At 71.2% G+C, this 24,641-nt stretch carries 21 protein-coding genes; 12 read left to right on the top strand and 9 right to left on the bottom strand.

Annotated elements, in window-relative coordinates:
- Positions 1-143 precede the first annotated feature (143 nt).
- The 4 genes from ABGB14_RS42185 to ABGB14_RS42170 are packed head-to-tail and all read right to left on the bottom strand — an operon-like array spanning position 144 to position 4,686.
- Positions 144-1,298, bottom strand: a complete 1,155-nt coding sequence (locus ABGB14_RS42185; RefSeq protein ID WP_347649495.1) for an alpha/beta hydrolase — start codon at positions 1,296-1,298, stop codon at positions 144-146.
- Positions 1,299-1,310: 12 nt separating this feature from the next.
- A complete protein-coding gene (locus ABGB14_RS42180) occupies positions 1,311-2,729 on the bottom strand; it encodes a S41 family peptidase (protein ID WP_347649494.1) in 1,419 nt (472 codons plus the stop codon).
- Positions 2,726-3,799, bottom strand: coding sequence for an ABC transporter permease (locus ABGB14_RS42175; RefSeq protein ID WP_347649493.1), 1,074 nt, complete (start codon positions 3,797-3,799; stop codon positions 2,726-2,728). Before ABGB14_RS42175 ends, ABGB14_RS42180 begins: the two co-directional genes overlap by 4 nt.
- Entirely contained in the window at positions 3,796-4,686 is an 891-nt protein-coding gene (locus tag ABGB14_RS42170) for an ABC transporter ATP-binding protein (protein WP_347649492.1), read from the bottom strand. Before ABGB14_RS42170 ends, ABGB14_RS42175 begins: the two co-directional genes overlap by 4 nt.
- Before the next feature lie 275 nt (positions 4,687-4,961).
- Here ABGB14_RS42170 and ABGB14_RS42165 point away from each other — a divergent pair, with 275 nt between their 5' ends.
- The 3 genes from ABGB14_RS42165 (at position 4,962) to ABGB14_RS42155 (ending at position 7,915) form a co-directional block, all read left to right on the top strand.
- Positions 4,962-6,341: a histidine kinase gene (locus ABGB14_RS42165; RefSeq protein WP_347649491.1), complete on the top strand. Its 1,380-nt coding sequence runs from the start codon at positions 4,962-4,964 to the stop codon at positions 6,339-6,341.
- Positions 6,338-7,009, top strand: a complete 672-nt coding sequence (locus ABGB14_RS42160; RefSeq protein WP_347649490.1) for a response regulator transcription factor — start codon at positions 6,338-6,340, stop codon at positions 7,007-7,009. Before ABGB14_RS42165 ends, ABGB14_RS42160 begins: the two co-directional genes overlap by 4 nt.
- Before the next feature lie 177 nt (positions 7,010-7,186).
- Positions 7,187-7,915, top strand: coding sequence for a phosphotransferase (locus tag ABGB14_RS42155; RefSeq protein ID WP_347649489.1), 729 nt, complete (start codon positions 7,187-7,189; stop codon positions 7,913-7,915).
- 125 nt (positions 7,916-8,040) lie between these two features.
- Here ABGB14_RS42155 and ABGB14_RS42150 read toward each other — a convergent pair whose 3' ends face one another.
- Positions 8,041-9,198, bottom strand: coding sequence for a cytochrome P450 (locus ABGB14_RS42150; protein ID WP_347649488.1), 1,158 nt, complete (start codon positions 9,196-9,198; stop codon positions 8,041-8,043).
- A gap of 181 nt (positions 9,199-9,379) precedes the next feature.
- Complete coding sequence (locus ABGB14_RS42145) at positions 9,380-10,513, bottom strand: hypothetical protein (protein ID WP_347649487.1); 1,134 nt, start codon at positions 10,511-10,513, stop codon at positions 9,380-9,382.
- Positions 10,514-10,951: 438 nt separating this feature from the next.
- On the opposite strand from ABGB14_RS42145, the gene ABGB14_RS42140 reads away from it, so the two are divergent.
- Entirely contained in the window at positions 10,952-12,028 is a 1,077-nt protein-coding gene (locus ABGB14_RS42140) for a protein kinase family protein (RefSeq protein ID WP_347649486.1), read from the top strand.
- Positions 12,029-12,137: 109 nt separating this feature from the next.
- Here ABGB14_RS42140 and ABGB14_RS42135 read toward each other — a convergent pair whose 3' ends face one another.
- Positions 12,138-13,007, bottom strand: a complete 870-nt coding sequence (locus ABGB14_RS42135) for a GNAT family N-acetyltransferase (RefSeq protein ID WP_347649485.1) — start codon at positions 13,005-13,007, stop codon at positions 12,138-12,140.
- 104 nt (positions 13,008-13,111) lie between these two features.
- Positions 13,112-13,846 (bottom strand): VOC family protein, encoded by a 735-nt coding sequence (locus ABGB14_RS42130; protein ID WP_347649484.1) that lies wholly within the window; start codon positions 13,844-13,846, stop codon positions 13,112-13,114.
- Between the two features lie 87 nt (positions 13,847-13,933).
- Here ABGB14_RS42130 and ABGB14_RS42125 point away from each other — a divergent pair, with 87 nt between their 5' ends.
- The 8 genes from ABGB14_RS42125 to ABGB14_RS42090 all read left to right on the top strand — a co-directional run bounded on the left by ABGB14_RS42125 (position 13,934) and on the right by ABGB14_RS42090 (position 21,917).
- The gene (locus tag ABGB14_RS42125; RefSeq protein WP_347649483.1) at positions 13,934-14,467 is read left to right on the top strand and encodes a PadR family transcriptional regulator; all 534 of its coding nucleotides are present in this window, start codon (positions 13,934-13,936) and stop codon (positions 14,465-14,467) included.
- A complete protein-coding gene (locus ABGB14_RS42120) occupies positions 14,464-15,204 on the top strand; it encodes an ABC transporter ATP-binding protein (RefSeq protein WP_347649482.1) in 741 nt (246 codons plus the stop codon). The genes ABGB14_RS42125 and ABGB14_RS42120 overlap by 4 nt, the downstream gene beginning before the upstream one ends.
- Positions 15,205-15,209: 5 nt before the next feature.
- Entirely contained in the window at positions 15,210-17,000 is a 1,791-nt protein-coding gene (locus ABGB14_RS42115; protein WP_347649481.1) for an FtsX-like permease family protein, read from the top strand.
- Positions 17,001-17,220: 220 nt separating this feature from the next.
- The gene (locus ABGB14_RS42110) at positions 17,221-17,880 is read left to right on the top strand and encodes an urease subunit gamma (protein WP_347649480.1); all 660 of its coding nucleotides are present in this window, start codon (positions 17,221-17,223) and stop codon (positions 17,878-17,880) included.
- A complete protein-coding gene (locus tag ABGB14_RS42105) occupies positions 17,873-19,699 on the top strand; it encodes an urease subunit alpha (protein WP_347649479.1) in 1,827 nt (608 codons plus the stop codon). The genes ABGB14_RS42110 and ABGB14_RS42105 overlap by 8 nt, the downstream gene beginning before the upstream one ends.
- 22 nt (positions 19,700-19,721) lie before the next feature.
- Positions 19,722-20,396 carry an urease accessory UreF family protein gene (locus tag ABGB14_RS42100; RefSeq protein ID WP_347649478.1) on the top strand — a complete coding sequence of 225 codons (675 nt, stop codon included), beginning with the start codon at positions 19,722-19,724 and terminating at the stop codon, positions 20,394-20,396.
- 25 nt (positions 20,397-20,421) lie between these two features.
- Entirely contained in the window at positions 20,422-21,123 is a 702-nt protein-coding gene (ureG, locus tag ABGB14_RS42095) for an urease accessory protein UreG (RefSeq protein WP_347649477.1), read from the top strand.
- Positions 21,120-21,917, top strand: coding sequence for an urease accessory protein UreD (locus tag ABGB14_RS42090; RefSeq protein WP_347649476.1), 798 nt, complete (start codon positions 21,120-21,122; stop codon positions 21,915-21,917). The genes ureG and ABGB14_RS42090 overlap by 4 nt, the downstream gene beginning before the upstream one ends.
- Before the next feature lie 93 nt (positions 21,918-22,010).
- Here ABGB14_RS42090 and rph read toward each other — a convergent pair whose 3' ends face one another.
- The gene (gene rph / locus ABGB14_RS42085) at positions 22,011-24,608 is read right to left on the bottom strand and encodes a rifamycin-inactivating phosphotransferase (RefSeq protein WP_347649536.1); all 2,598 of its coding nucleotides are present in this window, start codon (positions 24,606-24,608) and stop codon (positions 22,011-22,013) included.
- Positions 24,609-24,641: the final 33 nt, after the last annotated feature.

The raw sequence follows: 24,641 nt of genomic DNA, 5'->3' as shown, positions 1-24,641 counted from the left end.
GACGGGAGCAGCCTGTCCGCAACCTGGACCGCATGCAATCTGGCCAGGGGTTGTGGTGCGGCGCCCGACGAAGAATGCACCCGGGCCAGGCAGGCATCCGGCGTCTTCAGCATCCCCCGCGCGGCTGCAGGGGCCGCCGGGCCTCAGGAGTGAGCGCAGGTCGTGGGGCAGAACCTGGCCTCGGGGTAGCGCGAGGACGGCTTGTCCAGGAGGGGGTGCCGCTGCGCTTTCAGGTGTTGGCCGAGGAAGGCCGCCACGTACGTGCGGGTGAGCTCGGCGGCGCGTGCCGCGGGCAGGACGCCGGCGGTGGGCGTGATGCCGAGAGCGTCCGCGAGCAGCGGGGTGTCGGTGAAGGACTGGTGTTCGGTGCCCGACAGCACGATCCAGCGTTTCCATCCGGTGAGCAGCTTCCAGTCGCGGTCCCAGGTGGGGGCGGGGCCTCCGGAGACGCGCTGCGCCGAGCCCAGGAACATGAACGGCCGGGAGAAGCCGCTCTTGGGGATCCGGGCGTAGGCGGTGCCGTCCATGTCGATTCCGGCCCGCACGCGGGGGTCTTCGAGCATGGTCGCCATGACACTGGACCCGCCGATCGACTGGCCGGCCATGGCGATGCGGGAGCGGTCGATCCGGCCGGCTCCGTCCCACTTCGAGGGCAGCTGGTCGAGCACGAACGAGACGTCGGAGGCCCGGCCCTGGACCAGGCCGGCGCCGAAGCCGGGATCGGAGTTGCTGTCGCAGGCGAGGCATTCGGCCACCCGCCCATCGGGAAAGGTGGTGGCGTAGCTTTCGTAGGCGTGGTCGATGCCGGCCGCGACGTAGCCGCGGCTGGCCAGGTCCTCGGCCAGGGAGGTGAGGGTGCTCATCGGCTTGGTGAAGCCGGGAGAGAGCACTACCAGTGGCAGCATTTTGCCTGCGGGTTCGGCGTCTTTGATGGCGTTCGTCCGGGTCTTGCTGAGTGTGTCGTACGGCGCGCTCGCGATTCCGGTGCCTTTCAGGAGGAGTTCGGATTCCTTGGGCGTCATGTACGGCGCGCGCTGCCCGTCGCGCTGCTCGGTCGGGTACCACAGGGTGACCTTGAGCTCCCGGGCTTCGGCGTCGAGGTTCCAGGGGTCGGGACGGGAGGTGTCCTTGAGATAGAGGGCGGTGGTGCCGACCGGGTGGGGGCCGGTGGGGGCGGGCAGGGTGACGGGGCCGGCCGGCGTGGGTGACACGGCGGCGGCTCGGGGCGGGGTGGGTGCGGAGCACGCGGACGTGGCGAGGAGGGCCAGCCCCGCGGCGACGGACAGGAGGTGTCTCATCGGGAGGTCCGTTCACTTGTGCAGCAGGGTCAGGGCCTTGGCCAGGGCGGGGTCGCGCCCGGTGGCGGCGTCCTCGGGGGTCAGCGGCACATAGTGGTCGGGCGGCACGCCGATCCGGTCGATGACCTCGCGGTTCGGGCCCAGGTGGTGTTTGGCGGGCAGGCTGAGGATGGTGTTGTTGGCGAGCAGGTACCGCTGCGCCGGCCCGGAGATCATGCCGGCGGTTCTCGTGCCGACCAGCAGGCCGGCTCGCAGGTCCTTGACCGCGGAGGCGAAGTGCTCGCACGCCGAGGCGCAGTCGCGGTCGGTGAGCACCGCCAGCGGCAGGCCGAGCAGCTCGACGGTGTCGTCGGTCCGCAGGCTCTGGCAGGTGTCATCGGCGGTGCAGTGATAGGCGGTGACCTTGCCGTGGGCGAACGCGCTCAGCAGCCGGGTCGCTTCCGTGATGCTGCCTCCGCCGGCGCCGCGCGGGTCGAGCACGACACCGGACAGTGTCCGGCCCCTGCGCAGCCGGGAGATCGCCCGCACTATCCGGTCCGCGGAGTCGGGCAGGAAGCTGGCCACCCGTACGTGGGCGATGTCGTCGTCCAGCAGCTTCGACCGCACCACCTGCAGGTCGGAGAGGTCCTGCTGGTAGAGGCCGGGCTGGAGCGTCACGCTCCAGCGGCGGCCGGAGCGGGGCCGCAGGAGGCTCAGCTCGACGGGGCGTGCCTCCGGATATCGCGGATAGAGGGCGGGGATCGCAGTGGTGGCCTTCTGGTCGGTGAAGGGCGCCGAGCCGTTGATCGATTCGATGACGTCGCCCGGGCGCAGCCTGGCGGCCCGCGCCGCGCCGCCCCGCACGGCGATGACGAACAGCGGCGGTACGGCGGCGGCGAGGTTGCCGTCCGACTGCGACGCGCCGACGTTCGCCTCGAGACCCAGGCCGTAGCCATCGCCGTCGTAGTGGTCCAGCGGCTGCTCGACGTCGTGAGCCCAGGAGGCGTGCTCATCATCGAGGGCGGCCACGATGGCTTCGAGGGCAGCGACGGCGAGCTTGTCGCGCAGGTCGGGCACCTGGCCGGTGATCTTCCGGTAGACGGTTTCGAAGACGGCCCAGTCGGCTTTCCGGTCGCCGTTCAGCGCCGGCATGGTCGCCTCGGGCAGGTCGCGTCCGTTGCGGTCGAGCTCCTGGGTCAAGGCGGCGAATCCGGCGGTCAGCAGGGTGCGGGCGTCCAGCGTGGCGCCGCTGTGGTGGTTGGCGAGGAGGCAGAAGTACGCCTGCTCGATGACGTCGATCGTGGTGGCGGTCTCCTTGCCAGGGGTGCCCTTGGGCGGCGCGCAAACCGTGCCGGCCGCCGTGCTGGTCTCGCCACGCGGCGGCGCCGGCGCCGTGCAGGCGGCCGCCATGAGGAGGGCGAGCCCGGCGGCCGCTACCCTGACGGCGGTCATGACAGGCCTCTGCGTACCCGCCGGAAGCAGAGCCAGGCGAGAGCGAGGGTGAGCAGGGCGTAGATCCCGGTCTCGATCCACTGCAACGGCCAGAAGCGCTTCAGAGGCTGGTAGGTCGCCTGCTGCCGGTAGCCGAGCCGGTTGATCTCGGCTGTGCACGCCTCGGTGCCCAGTCCCCCCGTGGGTGCGCAGGGTCCCGACGTCGTGGAGACCGGGACGGACCGCGCGACCGTCGAGGACGGCCCCGAGGCTCCATCGCCGCCGACGACGCGTCCGGACGGATCGACCAGGTAGCTGGACAGGACCCAGGCACCCGCGTGGCCGGGCACGGCCGACGTGCTCAGGAAGATGTGCATGGCTCCGCCTTGCCGGCCTTGCGGCACCATGCCTTCCACGTTCGTCCGGCCGAGCTCGAACGTCGACGTGACCGGGGGCATCAGGTGAGGCCGGACCAGCAGCGGCATGGCGAGCTGAATCGCGGCGAAAGCGATCAATGTGAGGGCCATGGCGGGCAGGGTGCGGCGCACCAGCACGCCCAGGGTCACGCCCAGGACGAAGGCGAAGGCCGCGTACCCCATCGGGGTGATGCCGCGCGCGCCGAAGACCAGAGGAGCCATGCGCGCCATTTCCGGAACGGCCGACTGGTCCAGCGGGTCGGACCACCAGGTCACCGCAAGACCGCACACCCCGGCGGCGGCCATGGCGACCAGGCCGGTAAGCCCGAGCTTGACGGCCAGCCAGCGGGCGCGGGTGATGCTCTGGTTCCACACCAGCAGGTGCGTGCCCGCCTCCAGCTCACGGGTGACCAGCGGAGCGCCCCAGAACAGCCCGGCCAGCGCCGGCAGGATCAGCACGACGAGGGTGAGGGCCAGAAAGGGGATCTGGTACTCGCCGAAGAACCGGTCGAAGAAGTCGGCGCAGGTGTCGTTCGGGGTGCAGCCGGCGATTCCGGCGGCGTAGCGGGAGGCCAGACCCGGACCGGTCACAGCCAGGGCGATGCCGAGGACGACGAGTACGGCGGCCGTCATCGCGGCCGAGCCGCGGAACTGGCGCCAGGTAAGCCAGATCATCCCCGCACCTCCTGGGCATCCCGCCGGTGTTCGGCGGTGCGCCGGTCCATGTGGGCCAGGACGAGCTCTTCCAGGTCGATCCGGCTGACCGTCCAGGCCGGATCGTGCATCGGGGTACCGGCACGGACCACGAAGGTGCTCTGCCGGCCGGTGTGCCGGGCGGAGACCACGTACTGGCCGGCGGGCAGCCTGCCGGGATCGCAGCGCGGGCCGGTGAGCCGGTAATGGGTGGCCACCAGCTGGTCGATCCTCCCGGCGATCCGGACGTGGGAGTCGACGAGCACGACCAGGTAGTCGCAGACCCGTTCCAGGTCGGAGACCAGGTGGGAGGAGAGCACCACGCTCAGCTCGTGCTTGGCGGCGGCCTCCGTCAGGTGCTGCAGGAACTCGTGACGGGCCAGCGGGTCGAGGGCGGCCGCGGGCTCGTCCAGGATCAGCAGGTCGGGCCGCTTGGCCAGGCCCAGGGTGAGGGCGAGCTGGGCACGCTGGCCGCCCGACAGCCTGCCCGCCCGATGTGCGGGGACGAGGCCGAGCCGCGCGATGCGTTCGCGCGCCATGCCGTCGTCCCAGCGGGGGTTGAGCCGCGCGCCCAGCCGCAGATGGTCGGCAACGGTCAGGCTCGCGTAGACCGGGGTGTCCTGGGCGACGAACCCGACCTTGGCCAGTTGCGCGGGCGTGCTCCCCGGCCGGCCGCCGAGCACGGCGATGCCGCCCACGGTCGGTTCGAGCTGGCCGCAGGCCAGCTTCAGCAAGGTGGACTTGCCGGCTCCGTTGGGGCCCACCAGCCCCACGATGTGGCCCGCCGGAATGTCGATGGTGCACTCGCGCAGCGCCCAGCGTCTGCCGTACTTCTTGCCCAGTGCCTGGGCTCGCAGGACAGCGGTCACGCCATGTCCTCCTGGGTACAGGGTCGAAAGGATGATCATGAACAGCGCCTCGATCGTCGAGGCCGCCATGCGGGGCCGCGGCTGCACCGCGGCCTGGTGCCGGGAACGAAGCTAGGCGCCGCTCCTGCTGGCGCGCTTCGGCCGTGCTGCCGAGATCACCTAGTGCTTGAGAACGAGGCGGGGCCAGGTCATCCCTGCGGCCTAGCCCCGAAGAGCGTGCAGCCCCGTCACGACGGCCGATGTGGGACGGACGGGGCAGGCGTGACAATGTGCCGGTGGAGACCAGCGAACGACGGCCGTGGTGGCGGCGTGTGCTCGACCTGTACAGCCGGCTGAACGAGGACGGCTCGGCCCGGGACGCGCCAGGGCGGAGCGGCGGCGGGTCTCCGGGACTGTCGCGCCGGGCCCTCGCCTTCGACGTGGTGTTCGCGATCGTCCTGACGGTCCTCGCGGTGACCGTGGCGGCGGAGTATCCAGCGATCGGCGCCTCCGCACAGCACCCCGCAGTGATCGAGAGCCTGCGGCTCCGGGCTGACCCCCCACCGCCTCCCCGAGGCCTGCCCCATAACCCGTCAGAGCTCTTCGGTCAGCCGCCTGTCCAGCTTCCGTCCCAGGAGGCGCCCGCGTTCCTCGTGGCGCTGACGGCGTTGCCGCTGGCAGTGCGGCGCCGGTACCCCCTCATCGCCTTCTGGGTGGTGCTGCTGGCGGCGCGGGCCACACACGCGGACGCGACCTGGATCACAGTGCTGACGTGCACGATCGCCGCGTACGGCGCCATCGTCCACAGCCGCAACCGGGTCCTGGCGATGGGCGGCCTGGTGCTCGCGGGCGGACTCCTCGGCGCCGGGTTCGGGGACATCGCGCCTGTGCTGCCAGGTTGGATGGGTCCGTTCTTCGCCTTGCTGAGCGCCGGCGTGCTCGGGAACTTCGTCCGCTTCTGGCGACGCCAGCTGACCGAGGTGCGGCAGGAGCGGGCGGACGCCATGCGCAGGGCCGTCACGGAGGAGCGCTCCCGGATCGCCGCCGAGCTCCACGATGTGGTGACCCACAATGTCAATGTGATGGTGATCCAGGCCGGCGCCGCCCGCAGCGTAATGGACGTAGAGCCGGAACAGTCGAAACAGGCCCTGTTCGCGATCGAGTCCGGCGGCCGGGCCGCCATGGCCGAGCTGCGCCATGTCATGGGCCTGCTGGCCGGTCCGGGCGGCGAACGCCTCGACGGGCCTGCCGACGGGCTCGAACCCCAACCCGGGCTCGACCGGCTCGACGCCCTGGCGGAACGGGTCCGCGCCGCCGGAGTGCCGGTGGACGTCACGGTGTCGCCGCCCGGGCCGCTGCCTCCCGGGATCGAGCTCGCCGCCTACCGGGTCGTGCAGGAAGCCCTCACCAACACGATCAAGCACGCACCCGGGGCCGCCGTGTCCGTGACGATCGGCCATGACGGCGACTGGCTGGAGATCGAGGTCACCGACACCGGCGGCACACGCGGCGCCAGGCCCCGGACCGGCAGCGGCAGCGGCAGCGGCAGCGGCAGCGGCAGAGGGCTGATCGGGCTGCGCGAGCGGCTCGCGGTCTACGGCGGAACCCTCGACGCCGGACGGACAGCCGGGGGCGGATTCCGCATCAAGGCCCGCGTCCCGTGGAGGACCGCATGACCGAGCCCTTGCGCGTCGTCATCGCCGACGACCAGGCACTGGTCCGCACGGGATTCCGCATGATCCTCACCGCCAACGGCATCGAAGTGCCGGCCGAGGCCGCCAACGGGGACGAAGCCGTCGCCGCGGCCCGCCGTACCAGGCCCGACGTCGTGCTCATGGACATCCGGATGCCGCAGATGGACGGCCTCGAAGCCACCCGGCGCATCCTGGCAACCGGCAGTGAGGACACCCGCGTGCTGATCCTAACCACCTACGACCTCGACCACTACGTGTACACCGCGCTCACCGCGGGCGCGAGCGGGTTCCTGCTCAAGGACGTCTCACCCGAGCACCTGGTGGCCGCGGTACGCCTGGTGCGCTCCGGCGACGCCCTACTCGCGCCCACCATCACCCGCCGCCTAGTCGAGCGGTTCGCCCGCCGCGACCACCTGAAGCCCGCCCTCCACCGCGACCTGTCCGACCTGACGCCTCGGGAACTGGACGTGCTGCGCCTGCTCGCCACCGGCCTGAGCAACGCCGAACTCGCGGACCAGCTGACCCTCAGCGTGGCCACGGTGAAGACCCACGTCGCCAGCATCCTGTCCAAGCTCGGCCTGCGCGATCGTGTCCAAGCCGTGGTGGTCGCCTACGAGACCGGCCTGATCTCTCCCGGCGGCACCGGATGACCTGAGCCCACCCGGACAGCAACTCCCGGCAGATCCGGACTCGAGCACGGTCAGTGACCGTCGAGCTCGCTTCACCCGCAACATCCAGCAGTTGAAGAGGCGAGCACGCCGATAACTACACAACTCCGTATCACCCCCCGCTCGTGAGCCTTGAAGGCATGACTCACCATGGTTGTTGTGACCGAGGAGCCTCTCCCTGGCGGGAACAATGCCCTGCAAGTCGTGCGGGCCGGCGAGACGGTGCGCCGCACGCGCGATGCCGGTTCCGCGTTCGCTGCCCGGGTCCTGACGTACCTGGAGTCCGTCGGCTACCTCCACGCGCCGCGCTACCTCGGCATCGACGACCACGGACGCGACATCCTCAGTTTCATCCCCGGCACCACCACCGATCACCCCACCCAGCGAGCACACGGCGCCTACGCTGCCGGCGGCCGGATGCTTCGCGAGCTGCACGCCGTCACCGCTGGCCACGCCCTGGCCGCCGACCGGGAATGCGTGATCCACGGCGATCCCGGTCCGTTCAACGCCATCTTTCAGCAGGGGCTGCCGGTGGCCTTCATCGACTGGTCGTCCTGCCGCCCCGGCGACCGGCTCGACGACTTGGGCTACATGGCGTGGACCTGGTGCATCCAGTCGCAAGGCCGGGTAACGATCGCCGAACAAGCCTGGCACCTGCGGGAACTTCGCGACGGTTACGGCACGGTCGAACCGGCGCACCTCCTGGAGGCGATGGTGCGAAGGCAGACGCACATCGCGGACGCGGAAGCGGCGAACATCGACGATCCCACGCTTACGCCCGCTCGCCGCCGCCACGCGCAGGCAGCCGTCGCCTGGGCCACAGCCGATCGCGAACTCATCCACCGGCACCAGCCGCTCCTGCTGTCTGCACTGCAACGGACCGGCTGACCTCCGACCGTCCCACTCCAGATCCGCATCCACGGATTCTGATTACGTCAGCGGCGCATGAAGCAGGTCTACCGCTGGAGATCACGGTCAGTTACTGCCGCCCTCTGCTCACACCAGGCACGGCTTCACCAGGTGACGTGGAGAGCCTTCGGGCCGGCGTCGACCCCGTCGCGGACCCACTCGACGCTCTCGGCCGTGCCCGCCAGGCGCAGACCGGGCAGCTGCCGGGCCAGCGCTCCGATCACGGCCGCGACCTCGAGGTGGGCCAGTGGCGCGCCGAGGCAGTAGTGCACGCCGTGCCCGAATACCAGTGACGGGCTCGATGTCCGCTCCGGCACGAAGGCGTCGGGATCGGCGAAGTGCCGGGGGTCGCGGTGTGCGGCCTCGAGCCGTACCAACACCAGGTCACCGGCTTGGATCCGCGTCCCGGCCAGCTCGACGTCGGTCTGGGCGAAGCGGGGGAAGGGCTCGCCGGTCTGCCCGGACTGCAGGCGCAGCACCTCCTCGACGGTCGCGCCGAGCCGCTCGGGAGCCGTGGCCAGGTGTCCCTCGCGCAGCAGCCTGAGCACGGCCGCGGAGATGGCGTTGCGGGCCGACAGGTATCCGGCGGAGACGATGGTGGCGGCCATGGCGACGAGCTCGCCGTCGCTGAGCCTGCCGTCCTCGGCGTCCCGTACGGTGATCAGGGAGCTGAGCAGGTCATCGCCGGGGTCCTCGCGCCTGGCCTCGGCCAGGGTGGCGGCGTACGCCAACAGTTTCTCCCATGCCTGCGCGCCCCGGGCCATCTCCTCCTCGCCGCCGAAGACGAAGTCGACACCGCCGGCGCCCACGGCCACGGCCTGGAAGTGCTCGCGGTCGGCGATCTCCACCCCGAGCAGCTCGCTGATCGCTGCGATCGACACGGGCCCAGCCACTTCCGCCACGAGTTCGGCGGGCGGTCCGCCCCGGGCGATCGCGGCCACGTGGTCGTCTGCGAGCCGCTCGACTCGATCGCGCAGCGCCTCGATCCCGCGCGGCCCGAACGCCTTCGACACCAGCCGCCGCAGCCGCCCGTGCGCCTCGCCGTCCTGGAAGAGCGTGTCGTTCCCGGGGTGCGCGGTCCCGGGCGGGGCGAGCCCGAACCTCCGGTCCGCCAGGATGTCGGCAACGGCGTCGTAGGAGGTGACGAGCCAGGCGGGCCCGCCGCCGGGGGTCTTCACCTGGGCGACGGGGGTGGTCTCGCGCAGGGCCGCGTACTCGGGAGGGGGCGTGAGGGGATCAGGGCGGTCGTACGGGAGCGTCATCGCCTTCGGTGCCTTTCTTGATGGGCAGCGGGTGGTTGCCCGCCTGGCCAAGTCAAGACGTTGACGTCGCGTCAAGGTCAAGCCGATGGGATTCCGGCTCTCTTGACCAACCCACCACAGGGCGGCCACATGCCTCCGTCAACGCAGGTAAGAGGCTACTTCGGTGGAAATTTCTTCATCGCTACGGGAGCCCCACTCCCGTCAGCCGGTCATAACGGTAGACCCGCACGCTGGAATCGGCGCGGTCCCGCAGCCCTTCGACGCGCACGACCAGCACGCCCTGGCGGACGCGGTCGTCGGTGCTGACGCGCAGCCAGGGCTCGCCGTCACGCAGCGCGGTGACCTCCTCCACCAGATCGCCCCCGCGCCCGGCCGCGATGGCGTACGTGCGGCCCTGCGGCGAAACGATGTCGATGCCGCCGTCCTGCCGGAGGGTGAAGGTGACGACGAGGTCGCCACGGCCGCCGTTCGCCTCCCCCACGAAGTCGTACAGCGGCGCCGGATCGCCCACGTAGTACTTCAGCCGGCCCAGACCGGTGACGTCCATGCCGTTGTAGAAATTACGGCCGGACGGGTCGAGCCAGAAGTGCGGATTGTGGGTGGGCGCGCTGAAGTCCGCACCGGAGTTGTACGAGATGTGCCAGTGCGGAGGATTGTCGGCGTGCAGCGTGTTGTTGGTCTCGATGCCCATCAGCACGAACCGGTGTCCCTTCGCCGCGGCGACGTCGACCATGCCGGAGTCCCGCAGGATGGTGTGCGCCGCGACGAGCTGGTGGATCACCGATCTGACCGGGCCTGCCGGCCACGGCACCGTCGTCCATGGGCCCGCGGCGCGGTCAGGGTCGTTGTGCTCGATCCGCCAGTTCATGCCTGGCGAGACGTCGGGATGGCTCCACACCTGCAGCGTCGGCTGGTTGGCGTCGGGCGAGGGCTGCGTCATCGGCAGCGTGAACGACACGCTGTGCCTGTCGCCGGGAACGCGGCGCAGCTCCAGCCGCGTGTCCTGGTGGACGACGGCCTCGACCCGCTCGTCCGGCCAGCGGACCGTGACCTCGATCCCCGCGGCGGTGTGCGGGCCCTGGACGAACGTGTAGTACTCCGCCCGAGAAGCCACGGAGTATTTCTCACCGGGCAGGATCTCGTAACCGGCGGGCAGCACGACCTCGGGCCGGCCGGGCTCGCCGGGGCGGCGACGTACGACGCGGAAGGCCGCGTAGGCGCTCTCCGCGGCCGAAGCGGCGCCGGGCAGCGCGACCGCCAGGCCGACGGCGGGCACGCCGGCCAGTAAAGCTCGCCGGGACAGGGAACCTGACATGGGGACGTTCCTCTCGATCGCGCCATGGGGCTGGGCCATCCGTCATACGGGAGGCACACCTTCATCCTCCGTCTCGCGGCCACCAGCGAAACCTCCCCTCCCCTAACGATCGGTGAACAGGGGAGCATCTATCCACGCCCTCACGACCGTGCTCGAAGCGGCGTGAGGCCGGCACACCGCTCCCGGCGACGTGCCGGACGGTTGACGCGGACCGCGGTGCAGCGCAGGTCGTCCCTGATGACGCCCAGCTCGCGCTCTTCACTAAGGTGCAGTCAGTGGGCGCTCAGGTCTGTCGTCTTCTACGGATCTTGTCCGCCCTCCTGCCCGTTCCGGAGGCCGATCCGCGGAGCCACGCGCCGTTGCGCTGGGCGCGACTGCGCGGCCATGGTGAGAATCGAGGTCGGCGCCCAGGTGGAAGCCGCAGTGAAGTGTCCTGACATGTCCCGCGGTGCGCGCCTGACCGCCCACGGTTCCGTCTCCACGGCCCTGGCTCTGCGCAGCGATCGCGCCCTGCGCGAGCTCGTGGACACGGCCCTGCCGATCGGATCCGGCATCGGCGGGACGTCGGCCCTGCTTGAGGTCGCCGGAACCCCGGTCTTCGTGAAGCGGGTGCCCCTGACCGACCTGGAGAGGCGGCCCGAGCACGTCCGGTCCACGGCGAACCTGTTTGATCTGCCCGACTTCTGTCACTACGGCGTCGGCATCATCGGCGGGCCGGGCTTCGGAGTCTGGAGGGAGCTCGCCGTGCACACCATGACGACGAACTGGGTGCTGGCGGCGGAACACGAGGGCTTTCCCCTGATGTATCACTGGCGGGTGTTGCCGGACTCGACGCCCCTGCCCGACGAACTGGCCGACGTCGAGCGGGCTGTTGCCTACTGGGGCGGCGGATCGCAGGTACGCCGCCGGATCCAGGCCCTGCGGCAGTCGTCGGCGAGCGTCGCGCTGTTCCTGGAGTACATCCCGCAGAACCTGCACCAGTGGCTGGGCGCTCAGGTCGAGGCAGGGGGCCGAGCCGCCGGCCGGGCCTGCGTCATGGTGGACAGGGAACTGGCGGCCGGCGTCTCCTTCATGAACAGCCGCGGGCTCCTGCACTTCGACGCGCACTTCGAGAACATCCTGACCGACGGCCGGCGCCTGTACTTCGCCGACTACGGCCTGTCCGTCTCCTCCGGGTTCGAGCTGTCGCCGGCCGAGGCCGGCTTCTTCGACCGCCACCAGACCTACGACCGCTGTTACAGCGCCACCTATCTGACGAACTGGCTGGTCACCGCTCTGTACGGACTCCGGAGAGAGGACAGCGAGGGGCGCTACGCTCTGGTGCGCGCCTACGCGGAGGGCGAGCGCCCCGCAGGAATCCCGGAGGAGGCCGCGGCCGTCCTCGCCCGGCACGCGCCGGTCGCCAAGGTGATGTCCGACTTCAACCGCGCGTTCCAGCGCCAGAGCAGGCGGACCCCGTACCCGATGGAGGCGATCCGCCGGCTCGGCGGGATGCGGAGCTCATCGTCATGCTGACGTACGCCTGGAGGCCGGCCCCGGCATGGATGGCTCACCGGCTTCCCGGCGCCCGTAGGTGTCGCCGGCAGGACGCAGGGAACCACCGGCCGGCCTGAGCATCGAAGCCTCAGGAAGCGTCGCGGTACAGGTCACGTCTCTCGGGCAACGGCTCGAGGCCGGCCGACCGGTAGGTGGCGACGGCGCCGACGTTGGAGCTGGGGGTGCACACGTCCACGCTGGACGCGCCCGCCTCCTGGAGTGCGCGCGCCGCGGCGACCGTGATCGCCCGGCCGTAACCGTGACCGCGGTGCGCGCGGTGCACCCCCAGCGGCTCTATCAGCCCTGGCCTGCCCGCACCCGCCGACCACACCGTCACGGCCGCCACCGCCTCGCCCCGCTCGTCGCGTACGGCCAGGCACCGCGCGCCGGCATACGGCGCGCCTGCCGCCATCGCGTGCCAGCGCTCCTCGGTGAACGTCGACCCGTCGAACGACGCCCGCAGGACCGCGGCCCACTCAGGCGCCTGTTCCGGCCCGACCACCTCGACGCGAAAACCGGGATCCGGCACAGGCGCGCCCAGGTCACGCCGGAGCGGCGTCCACGCCTCGCCGCTCTCCCAGCCGTCCCCGGACAGCAGGTCCCGGACCAGGGCGCCCATCGGCGCCTCGACGTACACCTTGCCCTCGGGCAGCACACCGCGCTCAGACGCCGACACGTCGCCGGCCACCTGCCGCGCCAGCTCCTCGTCCTGCCACGCCTGCGGAGCGAACGCCAGCCGCACCAGGTCCGCGCCATCGAGCAGCCCGACGGCCAGAATGTCCCCAGCCCGGCTCCAGGTCCGCGTAGCCTGCGCAGTCCGCTCCGCGCCGAACCGCCAGAACCACCCCAAGTCCCCCGGATGCACCTGCACGGGCTGCCCGTCGTGCTGCCACTCCCCCAGCACTCGCACCACGTCACCGAGCCCGTCGACCCCGGGCCCGCCCATCTCGATCGTCATCCCCCAATCACACACCACCCCGCCGCCCCTCCGCACCCGGATTTCCGGCCCGCGGCCGGCGACCGCGGTCGCCGTGGTCACGCCCCGCGCCCGGCCGCCCCGCGTCAGGCCGGGCCGAGGACGCAGAACTCGTTGCCCTCCGGGTCGGCCAGGACCGTCCACGGGACGTCGCCCTGCCCCACGTCGGCGGGCGTCGCGCCGAGGGTCTGCAGCCGGGCCACCTCCGCGGCCTTGTCGCCGCCGTGGTACGGCAGGAGGTCGAGATGGACGCGGTTCCACACGGTCACGCGCGGCGTGCGACGGAACTTCAGATACGGGCCGACACCCGTCGCGGAGCGCAGCAGCGCGCGATCGTCGGTGACCTCGAGCAGGACCCAGTCCGTCGCCTCGTCCCAGAACCTGGCCATCGCCCGCGGGTCCGCGCAGTCGACCACCACGGCGGCGATCGGCCCGGTGTCCCGGTGGCTCTCCCGGGGTTCCGACACGCAGAACACGTTGCCCTCCGGGTCGGCCAGGACCGTCCACGGGACGTCGCCCTGGCCCACATCGGCGGGCGTCGCGCCGAGCTCCTTCAGGCGCGCGACCAGCTCCGCCTGATGGGCCGCAGAGGTGGTGGCGAGGTCGAGGTGCACGCGGTACTTCACCGTTTCGGGGTCCGGGACCCTGACGAGGTCGACGTAGAAGGCGCCGGGGTCCGGCCAGGCGAAGCCCTCGGGTTCGAGGTTGGTCACGCCGGGTCCCTCGCTGGAAACGCCCCAGCCGAGCGCCTGCGCCCAGAACCGGCCGAGCGCCGAGTCGTCCCGAGCCTTGATGTTCACCTGGACCGGTCGCAGTGCCATGCCGCCAACCCTATGCCCGGAGGATGCCGTGCTTTGACACCTCCTATGGATAACCGCTATCTATTAGCCAACCGTTAGGGAGGTGCCATGCAGGACGCGGTGCTGGCGATGCTCGCCAAGGAGCCGTCGCACGGATACCACCTGCACGCTCGGCTGCGGCGCAGCCTTGGCCCGCTGGGCGAGTCGATGAACCGCGGTCAGATCTACGTGACGCTGAACCGGCTGGAGCGAGCGGGGCTCGTGGCCTGCGAGCGGGCGGACGGCCTGCCCGAGCGGCCGGAGCGCAAGGTCTACGCGCTGACGCCGGCCGGGCAGCAGCGCGTGGCCGCCTGGCTGGCCGAGGTGGGCTGGCCGAAACCGGACCTGGCGGAGTTCCATCTCAAGCTCGCCGCCGCCGCCGCGGCCCGGCTGGCCGACCCGGTGGAGCTGGTGGCGGCGCAGCGCCGCGAGCTGCTGCGCCGGCTGCGCGAGGCGCAGCAGGCCGCGCTGGCCGAACCGGCAGGATCGGGCGCCGGCCTGCTGCTGGAAGGGGTCGTGCTGCGGCTGCAGGCCGACCTGCGCTGGCTGGACGCCTGCGAGCGTGCCTGGTCCAAGGCCGACGACGAAGTCGAGGGTGGATGAACGTGCCGAGTGCCGCGGTCCGGGCCTGCGGGCTGGTGAAGACGCATGGCCAGGGACAGAGCCGGGTCCGCGCGGTGGACGAGGTCGACCTGGAGGTGCCTCAGGGACAGACGCTGGCGGTGATGGGGCCAAGCGGCTGCGGGAAATCCACGCTGCTGCACCTCCTTGGCGGCCTGGAACGGCCAACCGGCGGGGAGGTGTGGGTGGCCGGGCGGCGCATCGACACGCTGAGCGAGCGGGCCCTGGCGCGCATGCGCCGCCGGTCGGTGGGATTCGTCTTCCAGGCCTTCCACCTGGTGGAGGAGTTGTCGGCGGCCGAGAACGTGGAGCTGCCCGCGCTGCTGGCCGGACGCTCGCGCCGCCAGGCCAGGCGCCGCGCCGGCCTGCTGCTGGAACGGGTCGGGCTCGCCGCGCGCTCCCGGCACCTGCCCTCGCAGCTGTCGGGCGGGCAACGCCAGCGGGTCGCCGTCGCCCGCGCCCTGGTCAACGACCCGCTGGTCGTCCTGGCCGACGAGCCGACCGGCAACCTCGACACCGCGGCGACCCTCGATGTGCTGAGGATCTTCCAGGAACTGCGTTCCGCCGGGCAGACCCTCGTGATCGTCACGCATGACGAGCGGGTGACGGCCACGGCGGACCGGCTGGTCTCGATGCGCGACGGGATGTTCGTCGACGACACCCGGCTGACCGGCTCGCACCCGCGCGGGCTCGGCGGGCTGATCGGGCTGGAGGGCTGAACGTCATGGGTTCCATCGTGCTCGTCCTGCGCCTGGTCCTGGCCGACCTGCGCAGGCACCGGGCCCAGGCCGCGATGCTGCTGCTCGCGGTGACCGTGGCCACCGCCACGATGGCCCTGGGCCTGTCCCTGCGGGGCGTGAGCGACGCGCTGTACGAGCAGACCCGCGCGGCCACCGCCGGGCCGGACGTGGTGGCGCTCTCCGGCGCCGCGGGCCCCGCCGTGACCTCGGCCCTGGCCTCGCTGGCGAGCGCTCCCGACGTGATCGCCCACCACGGCCCCTACCGCATCGTCTACGCCGACCTCACCACGCGCGATGCCACGCCGTCCCGCGTGGTGGTGCACGGCTTCGCCGACAAGCCCGGCCCGGTCAACCGGCCGCTGGTGACCGCGGGTCACTGGGTACGCTCCGGCGGCACCGTCCTCGAGCGCGGCTTCGCCACCGCGCTGGGCGCCGGCGTCGGCGACCGCGTCACCATCGCCGGCCGGCCGTACCCCGTCGTCGGGATCGCCGTGACCGCGGCCACCTCCGTCTACCCCGGTGCGTCGCAGATCGGCCCGGGCGGCGGGGGGAGCGACTACAGCGGCCTGGCCTGGATGACCCGGGAGGACGCCCGCACGCTGGCCTCGTCCCGTGATCTCCCGGTGACCACGGCCGTGGACCTCAAGTTGCGCGACCCCGCCGCCACCGAAGCCTTCCGCGACGCCCACCGCGACCCCGCCATGCCCGTCAACTTCCACTCCTGGCAGTTCACCGCCGCAGCGGACATGGGCCTGCTCAAGAACAGCCAGCCGATCCTGGTCGTCGGGAGCTGGCTGCTCAGCTTCCTGGCCATCACCGGAGTGGCGGCACTGGCCGCGGGACGCGCCGTCGAGCAGACGCGCCGCGCCGGGCTGCTCAAGGCCGTCGGCGCCGCACCGGGCCTGATCGCCGCCGTCCTGCTCACCGAGTACCTGGCGCTGGCGCTGGCCGGCGACGCCCTGGGGCTGGTGATCGCCCGCCTGGCCGCGCCCGTCATCGCCAGCCCCACCGCCAGCCGGATCGGCGAGGCGGCAGGACCGAGCGGCGCCACCGTGGCCACGGCGACCGTCCTCGCCGTGGCGGTGGCGGTCCTGTCCACGCTGCGTCCCACGCTGCGCGCCCTGCGCACGGCGACCGTCACGGCGCTGACCGCGCCCGCGCACCAGCCCCGCCACCGGCCGTGGCTCACCTCGCTGTCGGCGCTGCTGCCCACGCCGCTGCTGCTCGGGCTGCGGCTGACCGCCCGCCGTCCGGGCCGCGCCGTGCTGCAGGCGTGCTCCACCGCCACCACGGTGATCGGGATCGTCACCCTGCTGACCCTCCACGCCCAGCCCGAGAGGGGCTACGGCCTGAACGGCTCCGCCGTCCTGCCCAACCTGCGGGGCGAGCACGACCGCCTGCTGATGCTCGCCGTCACCGTCCTGCTGATCGCCCTCGCCGTCGTGAACACCATCACGTTCACCTGGACCACCGCCATGGAAGCCCGGGCGACCATGGCCGTCGCCCGCACGCTCGGCGCCACCCCGGGGCAGGTCTCCGCAGGGCTGTCCGCCGCCCAGCTCCTGCCCGGCGTGCCCGGCGCCCTCATCGGCGTCCCTCTCGGCACCGGCCTGCTCTCGCTCTTCGCCGCCAGGAACGCGGTGGACCCTCCCTCGTCCTGGCTGCTCGGCGCCGTGATCGCGACGCTCCTCGCGACGGCGGCACTCACCGCCCTGCCCGCACGCCTGGCGGCGCGCCGGCCCGTGGCGCAGGCCCTCAGCACCGAAACAGCGTGATCCGGACCGCCGCCGGAACCGCATAGGGACGAGCGCGGTCCGCCCTGGGCTGATCCCGGCCACGGGTGAGGGACCCCTCACCGTCACGCAACATCACACAAAGTATCCGGCGCGTTACGTTCAGTAGGCGATAGCCGATCTTACAGGCGGGCACCACTCCCCGCCCCAAGCGAACCGACGGCTCCGGCGGACCCGGAGCGCAGCGAAAGCGAGGTGGCGGGTGCATCTGACCCCGCACGAACAGGAACGCCTGCTGATGCACGTGGCCGCGGACGTGGCACGCAAACGCAAAGAACGGGGGATCACGCTCAACTACCCGGAGGCGGTCGCCATCCTGACGGCCTACGTGCTCGAAGGCGCCCGGGCGGGCACAAGCGTGGAAAAGCTCATGGCGATGCCGCAACCGCCAGAACCACCCGTGCTCACCCCCGAAGACGTCATGGACGGGGTCGCGGAGATGATCCGCGACCTCCAGATCGAGGCCACCTTCCCCGACGGCAGCAAAATGGTCACCCTCCGCGACCCCATCCCGGCGATCACCAGAAAAGCACCACTCCTTCACCCCGGCAAGATCGACCACCCGCGCGACGCCGGCCCTGTCGCCTTCAACACCGGCCGCGAGGTCACGACCGTGACGGTCACCAACACCGACGACCGTCCCGTCCAGGTCGGCTCCCACTACCACTTCTACGAGGCGAACGCCCTGCTCGACATCCAACCCGGCCGCGACCTCGCCTACGGCAAGCGCCTGAACATCCCCGCCGGCAGCTCGGTGCGCTTCGAACCCAACTGCCCACTGGAGATCGAACTGGTGCCCATCGAAGGCACACGCATCATCGAAGGCCTCAACGGCAAGGTCGGAGGCGAACTCCATGCTTAAGCCCCCGGCACCAGAGCCCGCCCCGCCCGCGCCCCAGCCCTCACGCCACGAACGCCATCAGCCACTCACCCGCGAGCAGTACGCCGACCGGTTCGGCCCCACCACCGGAGACCGCATCCGCCTGGCCGACACCGACCTGCGGATCGAAATCACCGAGGACTGGTGCGGCGGCCCCGGCCACAGCGGAAACGAGATGATCTTCGGCGGCGGCAAGGTGATCCGGGAATCGATGGGCCAATCCTGCGCGCCACGCGACTCCACCCGCTTCGGCTCCCCCGAACCCCCCGACACGGTCATCACCGGCGCGGTCATCCTGGACCACTGGGGCGTGGTCAAAGCCGACATCGCCATCCGCGACGGCCGCATCACCGCACTCGGCAAGGCCTACAACGACGAAACCATGGACCGGCTGCACGACGGGCACACCACCGCCACCGACTTCGTGATCGGCCCGGAAACCGAGGTCATCTCCGGCAACGGCAAGATCCTCACCGCGGGCGGCGTGGACACCCACGTACACTTCATCTGCCCCGAACAGATCCACGAGGCACTGGCCTCCGGAGTCACCACCCTCATCGGCGGCGGCACCGGCCCCGCCGAGGGAAGCACCGCCACCACCGTCACACCGGGCTCCTGGCACATCGCCCGGCTGTTCGCGGCGCTGGATGCCTTCCCGGTCAACATCGGACTGCTCGGCAAAGGCAACACGATGTCCACGGAGTCGCTGCTCAACCAGGTGGAGGCGGGCATCCTGGGCTTCAAGATCCACGAAGACTGGGGCGCGACCCCGGCCGTCCTGCGCCGGTGCCTGCAAGTGTGCCGCACGACCGGCGTCCAACTCGCCCTGCACGCCGACTCCCTCAACGAAGCCGGCACCGTCGACAACACCATCGCCGCCATCGGCGACCACCCCATCCACGTCTTCCACGTCGAAGGCGCGGGCGGCGGCCACGCCCCAGACATGATCAAAATGGCGGGCCTGCCGAACGTCCTCCCCGCCTCCACCAACCCCACCCGGCCCTACACCGTCAACACGGTCAAAGAGCACATCGACATGGTGATGATCTGCCACCACCTCAACCCGATGGTGCGGGAAGACCAGCAATTCGCCGATTCGCGGGTCCGGCCCGCCACGATGGCCGCCGAGGACATCCTGCACGACCTCGGCGCCATCTCCATCATGTCGTCCGACGCCCAGGCCATGGGCCGCATCGGCGAAGTGATCATGCGGACGTGGCAGACAGCCCACGTGATGAAACACCGACGCGGCCCTCTCGAGAACGACCGAAACGGCGCCGACAACCACCGGGCCCGCCGCTACATCGCCAAATACACCATCAACCCGGCCATCGCACACGGCATCGACCACGAGGTCGGCTCAGTCGAGGTGGGCAGGCTGGCCGACCTGGTGTTGTGGGAGCCGAAGTTCTTCGGCGTCAAACCGCACCGAGTGATCAAAGGCGGCCAGATCGCCTACGCCCAGATCGGCGACGCCAACGCCTCCATCACCACGCCACAGCCGATCCTGCCCCGCCCGATGTGGGGAGCCACCGGCCACGCCCCCGCCGCCAACTCCGTCAACTTCGTCACCGCACGGGCCATCGAATCCGGCCTTCCCGGACGGGTCAACACCGACAAAACGTTCAGACCCATCCGCGACACCCGCAAAACCTTCAAAAAGGACATGCGCCACAACGGCGCCACACCCCGCATCGAAGTCGACCCCAACACCTACGAAGTCACGATCGACGAGGAGACCATCGACCACCACCAACCACCGGCCGACCTGCCCATGGCCCAGCGGTACTTCCTGTTCTGACCACCACGAACAAGGACACCCCATGAACCGCGCCGCACTGCTCCTCCTCGCCGACGGCCGCTTCCCCTCCGGCGGGCACGCCCACTCGGGCGGAGCCGAGGCGGCCGTCACCACCGGGCGCGTACACGACGCGGCAAGCCTGCGAGAATTCTGCCGCGGCCGACTGCACACCAACGGCCTCGTCGCAGCCGGACTGGCCGCCGCAGCCGCCACCGGCCACGACCCACTCCTCCTGGAAGAAGCCGCCGACGCCCGCACCCCCACCCCCGCCCAACGGCAGGTCACACGCACACTCGGCCGACAACTCCTGCGCGCCGCCCGCGCCACCTGGCCCTCCCCCGAACTCGACACCCTGGCCGCAGCCCGGCCACGCGGCACACACCAGCCCATCGTCCTCGGCCTGACCGCCCGCGCCGCGGGCCTGACCCCGCAAGACGCCGCCCACGCGGCCGCCTACGACAGCGTCAGCGCCCCCGCCACCGCCACCGTCCGCCTGCTCAGCCTGGACCCCTTCGACGCCACCGCCATCCTCGCCCACCTGACCACCGACCTCGACCACATCGCACAACACGCCACCGACGCCGCGCAACGCCTCCGCACCGAGGGCGTCGCGGCCCTGCCCGCACGCTCCGCCCCACTACTCGACATCACCGCCGAACAACACGCCGCCCGCCCGACGCGCCTGTTCGCCTCCTGACCCACCCGTCCACCACAGGAGCACCATGCACCTGCACCACAACCACGAACCCCCCGAAAATCACCCGCACGGCCCCGGCCACTCCCCCTCCCCACACCCCGGCAGCCACCACCGCGCCCTGCGCATCGGACTGGGCGGACCAGTCGGCACCGGCAAGACCGCCACCGTCGCCGCCCTCTGCCGCGCCCTACGCGACGACCTGTCCATCGCCGTCATCACCAACGACATCTACACCCGCGAAGACGCCGAATACCTGCTACGTGAAGCCGTCCTGCCCACCGAACGCATCAGAGCCGTCGAAACCGGCGCCTGCCCCCACACCGCCATCCGCGACGACATCTCCGCCAACCTCGAAGCCGTCGAAGACCTCGAACACCGGCTCGGCCCTCTCGACCTCATCCTCATCGAATCAGGCGGCGACAACCTCACCGCGACCTTCTCCAAAGGCCTGGCCGACGCCCAGATCTTCGTCATCGACGTCGCCGGCGGCGACGACATCCCCCGCAAAGGCGGCCCCGGCATCACCACCTCCGACCTCCTCGTCATCAACAAAACCGACCTCGCCCCACACGTCGGCGCCGACCTGCACACCATGGCCCGCGACGCCAAGGCCCAGCGCGGCGACCTGCCCGTCGCCTTCACCGCCCTCAGAACCGAAGACGGCGTCAAACCCGTGTCCGACTGGCTCCGCCACCGCCTGACCGCCTGGACCACGGCCACCACATGACCCTCACCACCCAGACCGCACCCGGCGAACCCACCACGCTCGGCGTACACGCCACCGCCCGCATCAAAGCCACCCGAACAGGAAAGACCACCACCCTTCCCCTCCTCCACGGCTCCGGCCCCTTCGACCTGCGCCGCACCCACCCCCACGGCGACCACGCGCGCGTCTGCATCATCGGCGCCATGAACGCCCCCCTCGGCGGCGACCGGCTCCGCATCGAAGCCACCGCCGAAGCGGGCGCCCACCTGCACATCACCACCGCCGCCGCCACCATCGCCCTGCGCGGCCCCACCCCCGGCCACGCCACCTACGACCTGCACCTGACCGCGGCCGACCAGGCAAGTCTGCACTGGCTGCCCCAGCCGCTGATCTCCGCCGCCGGCAGCAACCTCCGCCAAACCTGCACCGTCGAACTGGCCCCCACCGCACGCTTCGTCCTGCGCGAAGAACAGGTCCTCGGCCGCACGGGCGAGACGCCCGGCCGGCTGACCACCCGCCTCACCGTCAGCCGCGACGGCCACCCACTCCTGGACCAGGAGACCCGCTACGGACCGGACGCCCCCGGCTGGGACGGCCCCGCCGTCCTGGCCGGCCACCGCGCCGCCGGCCAGCTCCTCATCGTCGACCCGGCCCTCGACGACCGGCCACCCACCGTCAGGCTGCTGGACGATGACCCGGCGCACGGGCAGGCCGTGCTGACCCCGCTCGCGGGCCCCGCCGTCCTGGTCACCGCCCTCGCCACGGACACGCTGCACCTGAGCCGCCTCCTCGACGCGGCTCAGGCCCTCACCTGAACGCGGAGCTCTCTTGCAGTGGAGTACGGGCGAAGCCCGTGCCTTGTGGGAACAGGAGGTCAGTGAAACCGGCCGGGGCCTTTACATTGTAGATCAATCGAGGATCTCGACGTAGCCGTCAGTCCCGTGAACGCGGATCCGCTGCCCGTCCCGGATCAGCCGGGTGGCCTGCTCCACGCCCACCACGGCCGGCAGGCCGTACTCCCGCGCGATCACCGCCCCGTGCGTCATGAGGCCGCCCACCTCCGTCACCAGTCCGGCGACGGTGACGAACAGCGGCGTCCAGCTGGGGTCGGTGAAGGCGGTGACCAGAATGTCGCCCTCCTCCAGGTCGGCCCGCGCCATGTCCATGACGACACGGGCACGGCCCTCGACGGACCCGGCCGAGACCGGAAGGCCGACCAGCGCGCCGGGCGGGGCGTCCTCGCTCCGGTACCGGCCCGTGATGACCTCGCCGTCCGACGTGAAGACCCGGGGCGGAGTGAGCGGCTCGTACGAGCGGAACGCCGCACGCCTTTCCAGCACGAGCTCGGCGTCCACCTTGTTGGTGCGCACGACGTCCTGCAGCTCCTCGAACCTGAGGAAGAAGATGTCGTCATTCTCGCGCAGAACGCCGGACGCGACGAGGCGATCGGCTTCCTGCAGCAACGCCTGCTTGTAGGCGAAATAGCGGCGGATCATGCCGTACTTGGGGTATTCCCGGTAGCCGGTGAAGGTGCGGACGCGGTCGATCATCCGCTTGGTCTCCTCCGCCTTCTGCTCCCCGTGGGGCAGGGCGCGCAACCTTGCCAGCAGTTCCTGCTCCTTCCGCTGCGCCTCCTGGCGTCCCTGTTCGAAGCGTCGTTCGCCGGCGCCCGGCTCGAAGTTCTTGATGTTGCCGAGAATGGTGCGCACGAGCATGGCGGGATTCTCGCTCCAGCGCGTTCTGGTGATGTCGATCTCGCCCGCGCAGCGCATGCCGTACTCGTCGAGGTAGGTGCGGATGGCGTCATGCGCCTCCTGCCCGCCGGCCAGCCCGGGCAACTCCCCCAGGAAGGCGTCGCCCTCGCGGCCTTCGTCCACGACGCGGTGCAAGAACGCCACGACGTCCGCGTGCGGCCGGATCGTGTCAGCGACGTCGAGGAGCGCCAGCCCCATCTCCGACGTGACGTTGTGGGGGACGGACTGCGTGAGCGTGTCGGCCGCGTTCTTCTCGCCCAGCCACGCCTCCAGGCGGTCGTTGAGCCACCAGGCCGCATCGAACCCCGCCATGATCACCTGGTGGCTCCGCGGGTCGAACAGGACCCGCTTCAGCTCCGCGATGTCGTCCAGGATGAAGTCGAGCAGCGCCGGCCCGGACAAACTCCGGATCTTGCCCCGCAGGGTGGCGACGGACTCCTCGTTGTTCCGGATCAGCTGGGCCACGATGGCCGGATCGGCCTCGATCGGTGCGGGTGAGTCACCGGCGGGCGCGGCGCCGGAATCGTCGTCAGGAAGCGAGGGCAGGAAGTCGCCGCGGTCGACGACGCTCTGCAACGCGTCCCTGATGAGCGGGTCGGACCTCCCCAGCCCTTCGATGAGGTTCGCGCGGCCCGAGGGCCTCGCCAGGAGGGGGGCCACGTCGACGAACAACCGTCCGCCGGCCTCGTGCATCGACCGTGGGGTGGTCAGACACCACAGGGAGAGTCCCAGCGGCTTCATCGCGTCGGTCATCATCTGCTGGTGACCGACGGAGACGTAGAGGTGGTTCTCCTGGTCATCGGTCGCGGGAAGGGGGAACAGGGTGGTGATCGGCCGGCTCTGGACGATGTGGAAGTCGTCGCCGGCCAGGCACCACTCGATGTCCTGGGGCCGGCCGAAGTGCTCCTCGACGCGCCGGCCCAACCGCACCAGGCGCACGACCTGAGCCTCCGTCAGGGCCGGCTGTGCCTGCCGCCCCGGATCGGTCGGCGCCTCCCGCGTGCCGCCCCCCGGCGACGCCTGGACGAAGCGCGTCTTGGTGGCGACCTCTGCGGTGACGACCTGATCGTCGCGCACCGTGTAGACGTCCCCGGCGACCAGACCGGACACCAGCGCCTCGCCGAGCCCCCAACCGGCCTCCACGGTGGCGACCCTCCGGTTGGAGGTCACGGGATCCGCCGTGAAGAGGATCCCGGCCGCGTCGGGGAACACCATCTGCTGGACGACCACCGCCATCCGTACCTTCCGGTGGTCGAAGCCGTTACGGCACCGGTAGGTCACCGCCCGCTCGGTGAACAGCGAGGCCCAGCAGCTCCGGACGTGCCGCACGACGGCCTCCACGCCCACGACGTTCAGGTAGGAGTCCTGCTGGCCCGCGAAGGACGCGGTGGGCAGGTCCTCGGCCGTCGCGCTGGAACGCACCGCGTAGGAGGTCCGCTCCCCGAACCGGGCGAGCGCCCCGCTGATCGCCGCCACGAGATCGTCGGGGACCGCGACGCCTTCGACGGCGCGCCGGACATCGGCGCTCAGGGTGCGGATCGCCTCGCGATCGTCCGGGTTCACTCGCGCCAGCAGGTCAAGCTGAGCGTCGATCGACGGGGCCCCGGCCACGACCCGCTCGAAGGCGTCCGTCGTGACGCAGAAGCCGTCCGGCACGCGGACGCCGTCGATTCGCGAGAGCTCGCCCAGGTGCGCCCCCTTCCCTCCGACCTCTGCGATGTTCGTCGCATCGATGTGCTCGAAGCCCATCACGTAACCCAATTTTCCGTGCTCCATCGTTCGTCG

The sequence above is a fragment of the Nonomuraea sp. B10E15 genome, from assembly GCF_039871615.1.
In the GTDB taxonomy this organism is placed as follows: domain Bacteria; phylum Actinomycetota; class Actinomycetes; order Streptosporangiales; family Streptosporangiaceae; genus Nonomuraea.
The sequence above is the reverse complement of the archived record's forward strand: the minus strand, read 5'-3'. Positions and strand labels throughout refer to the sequence as shown.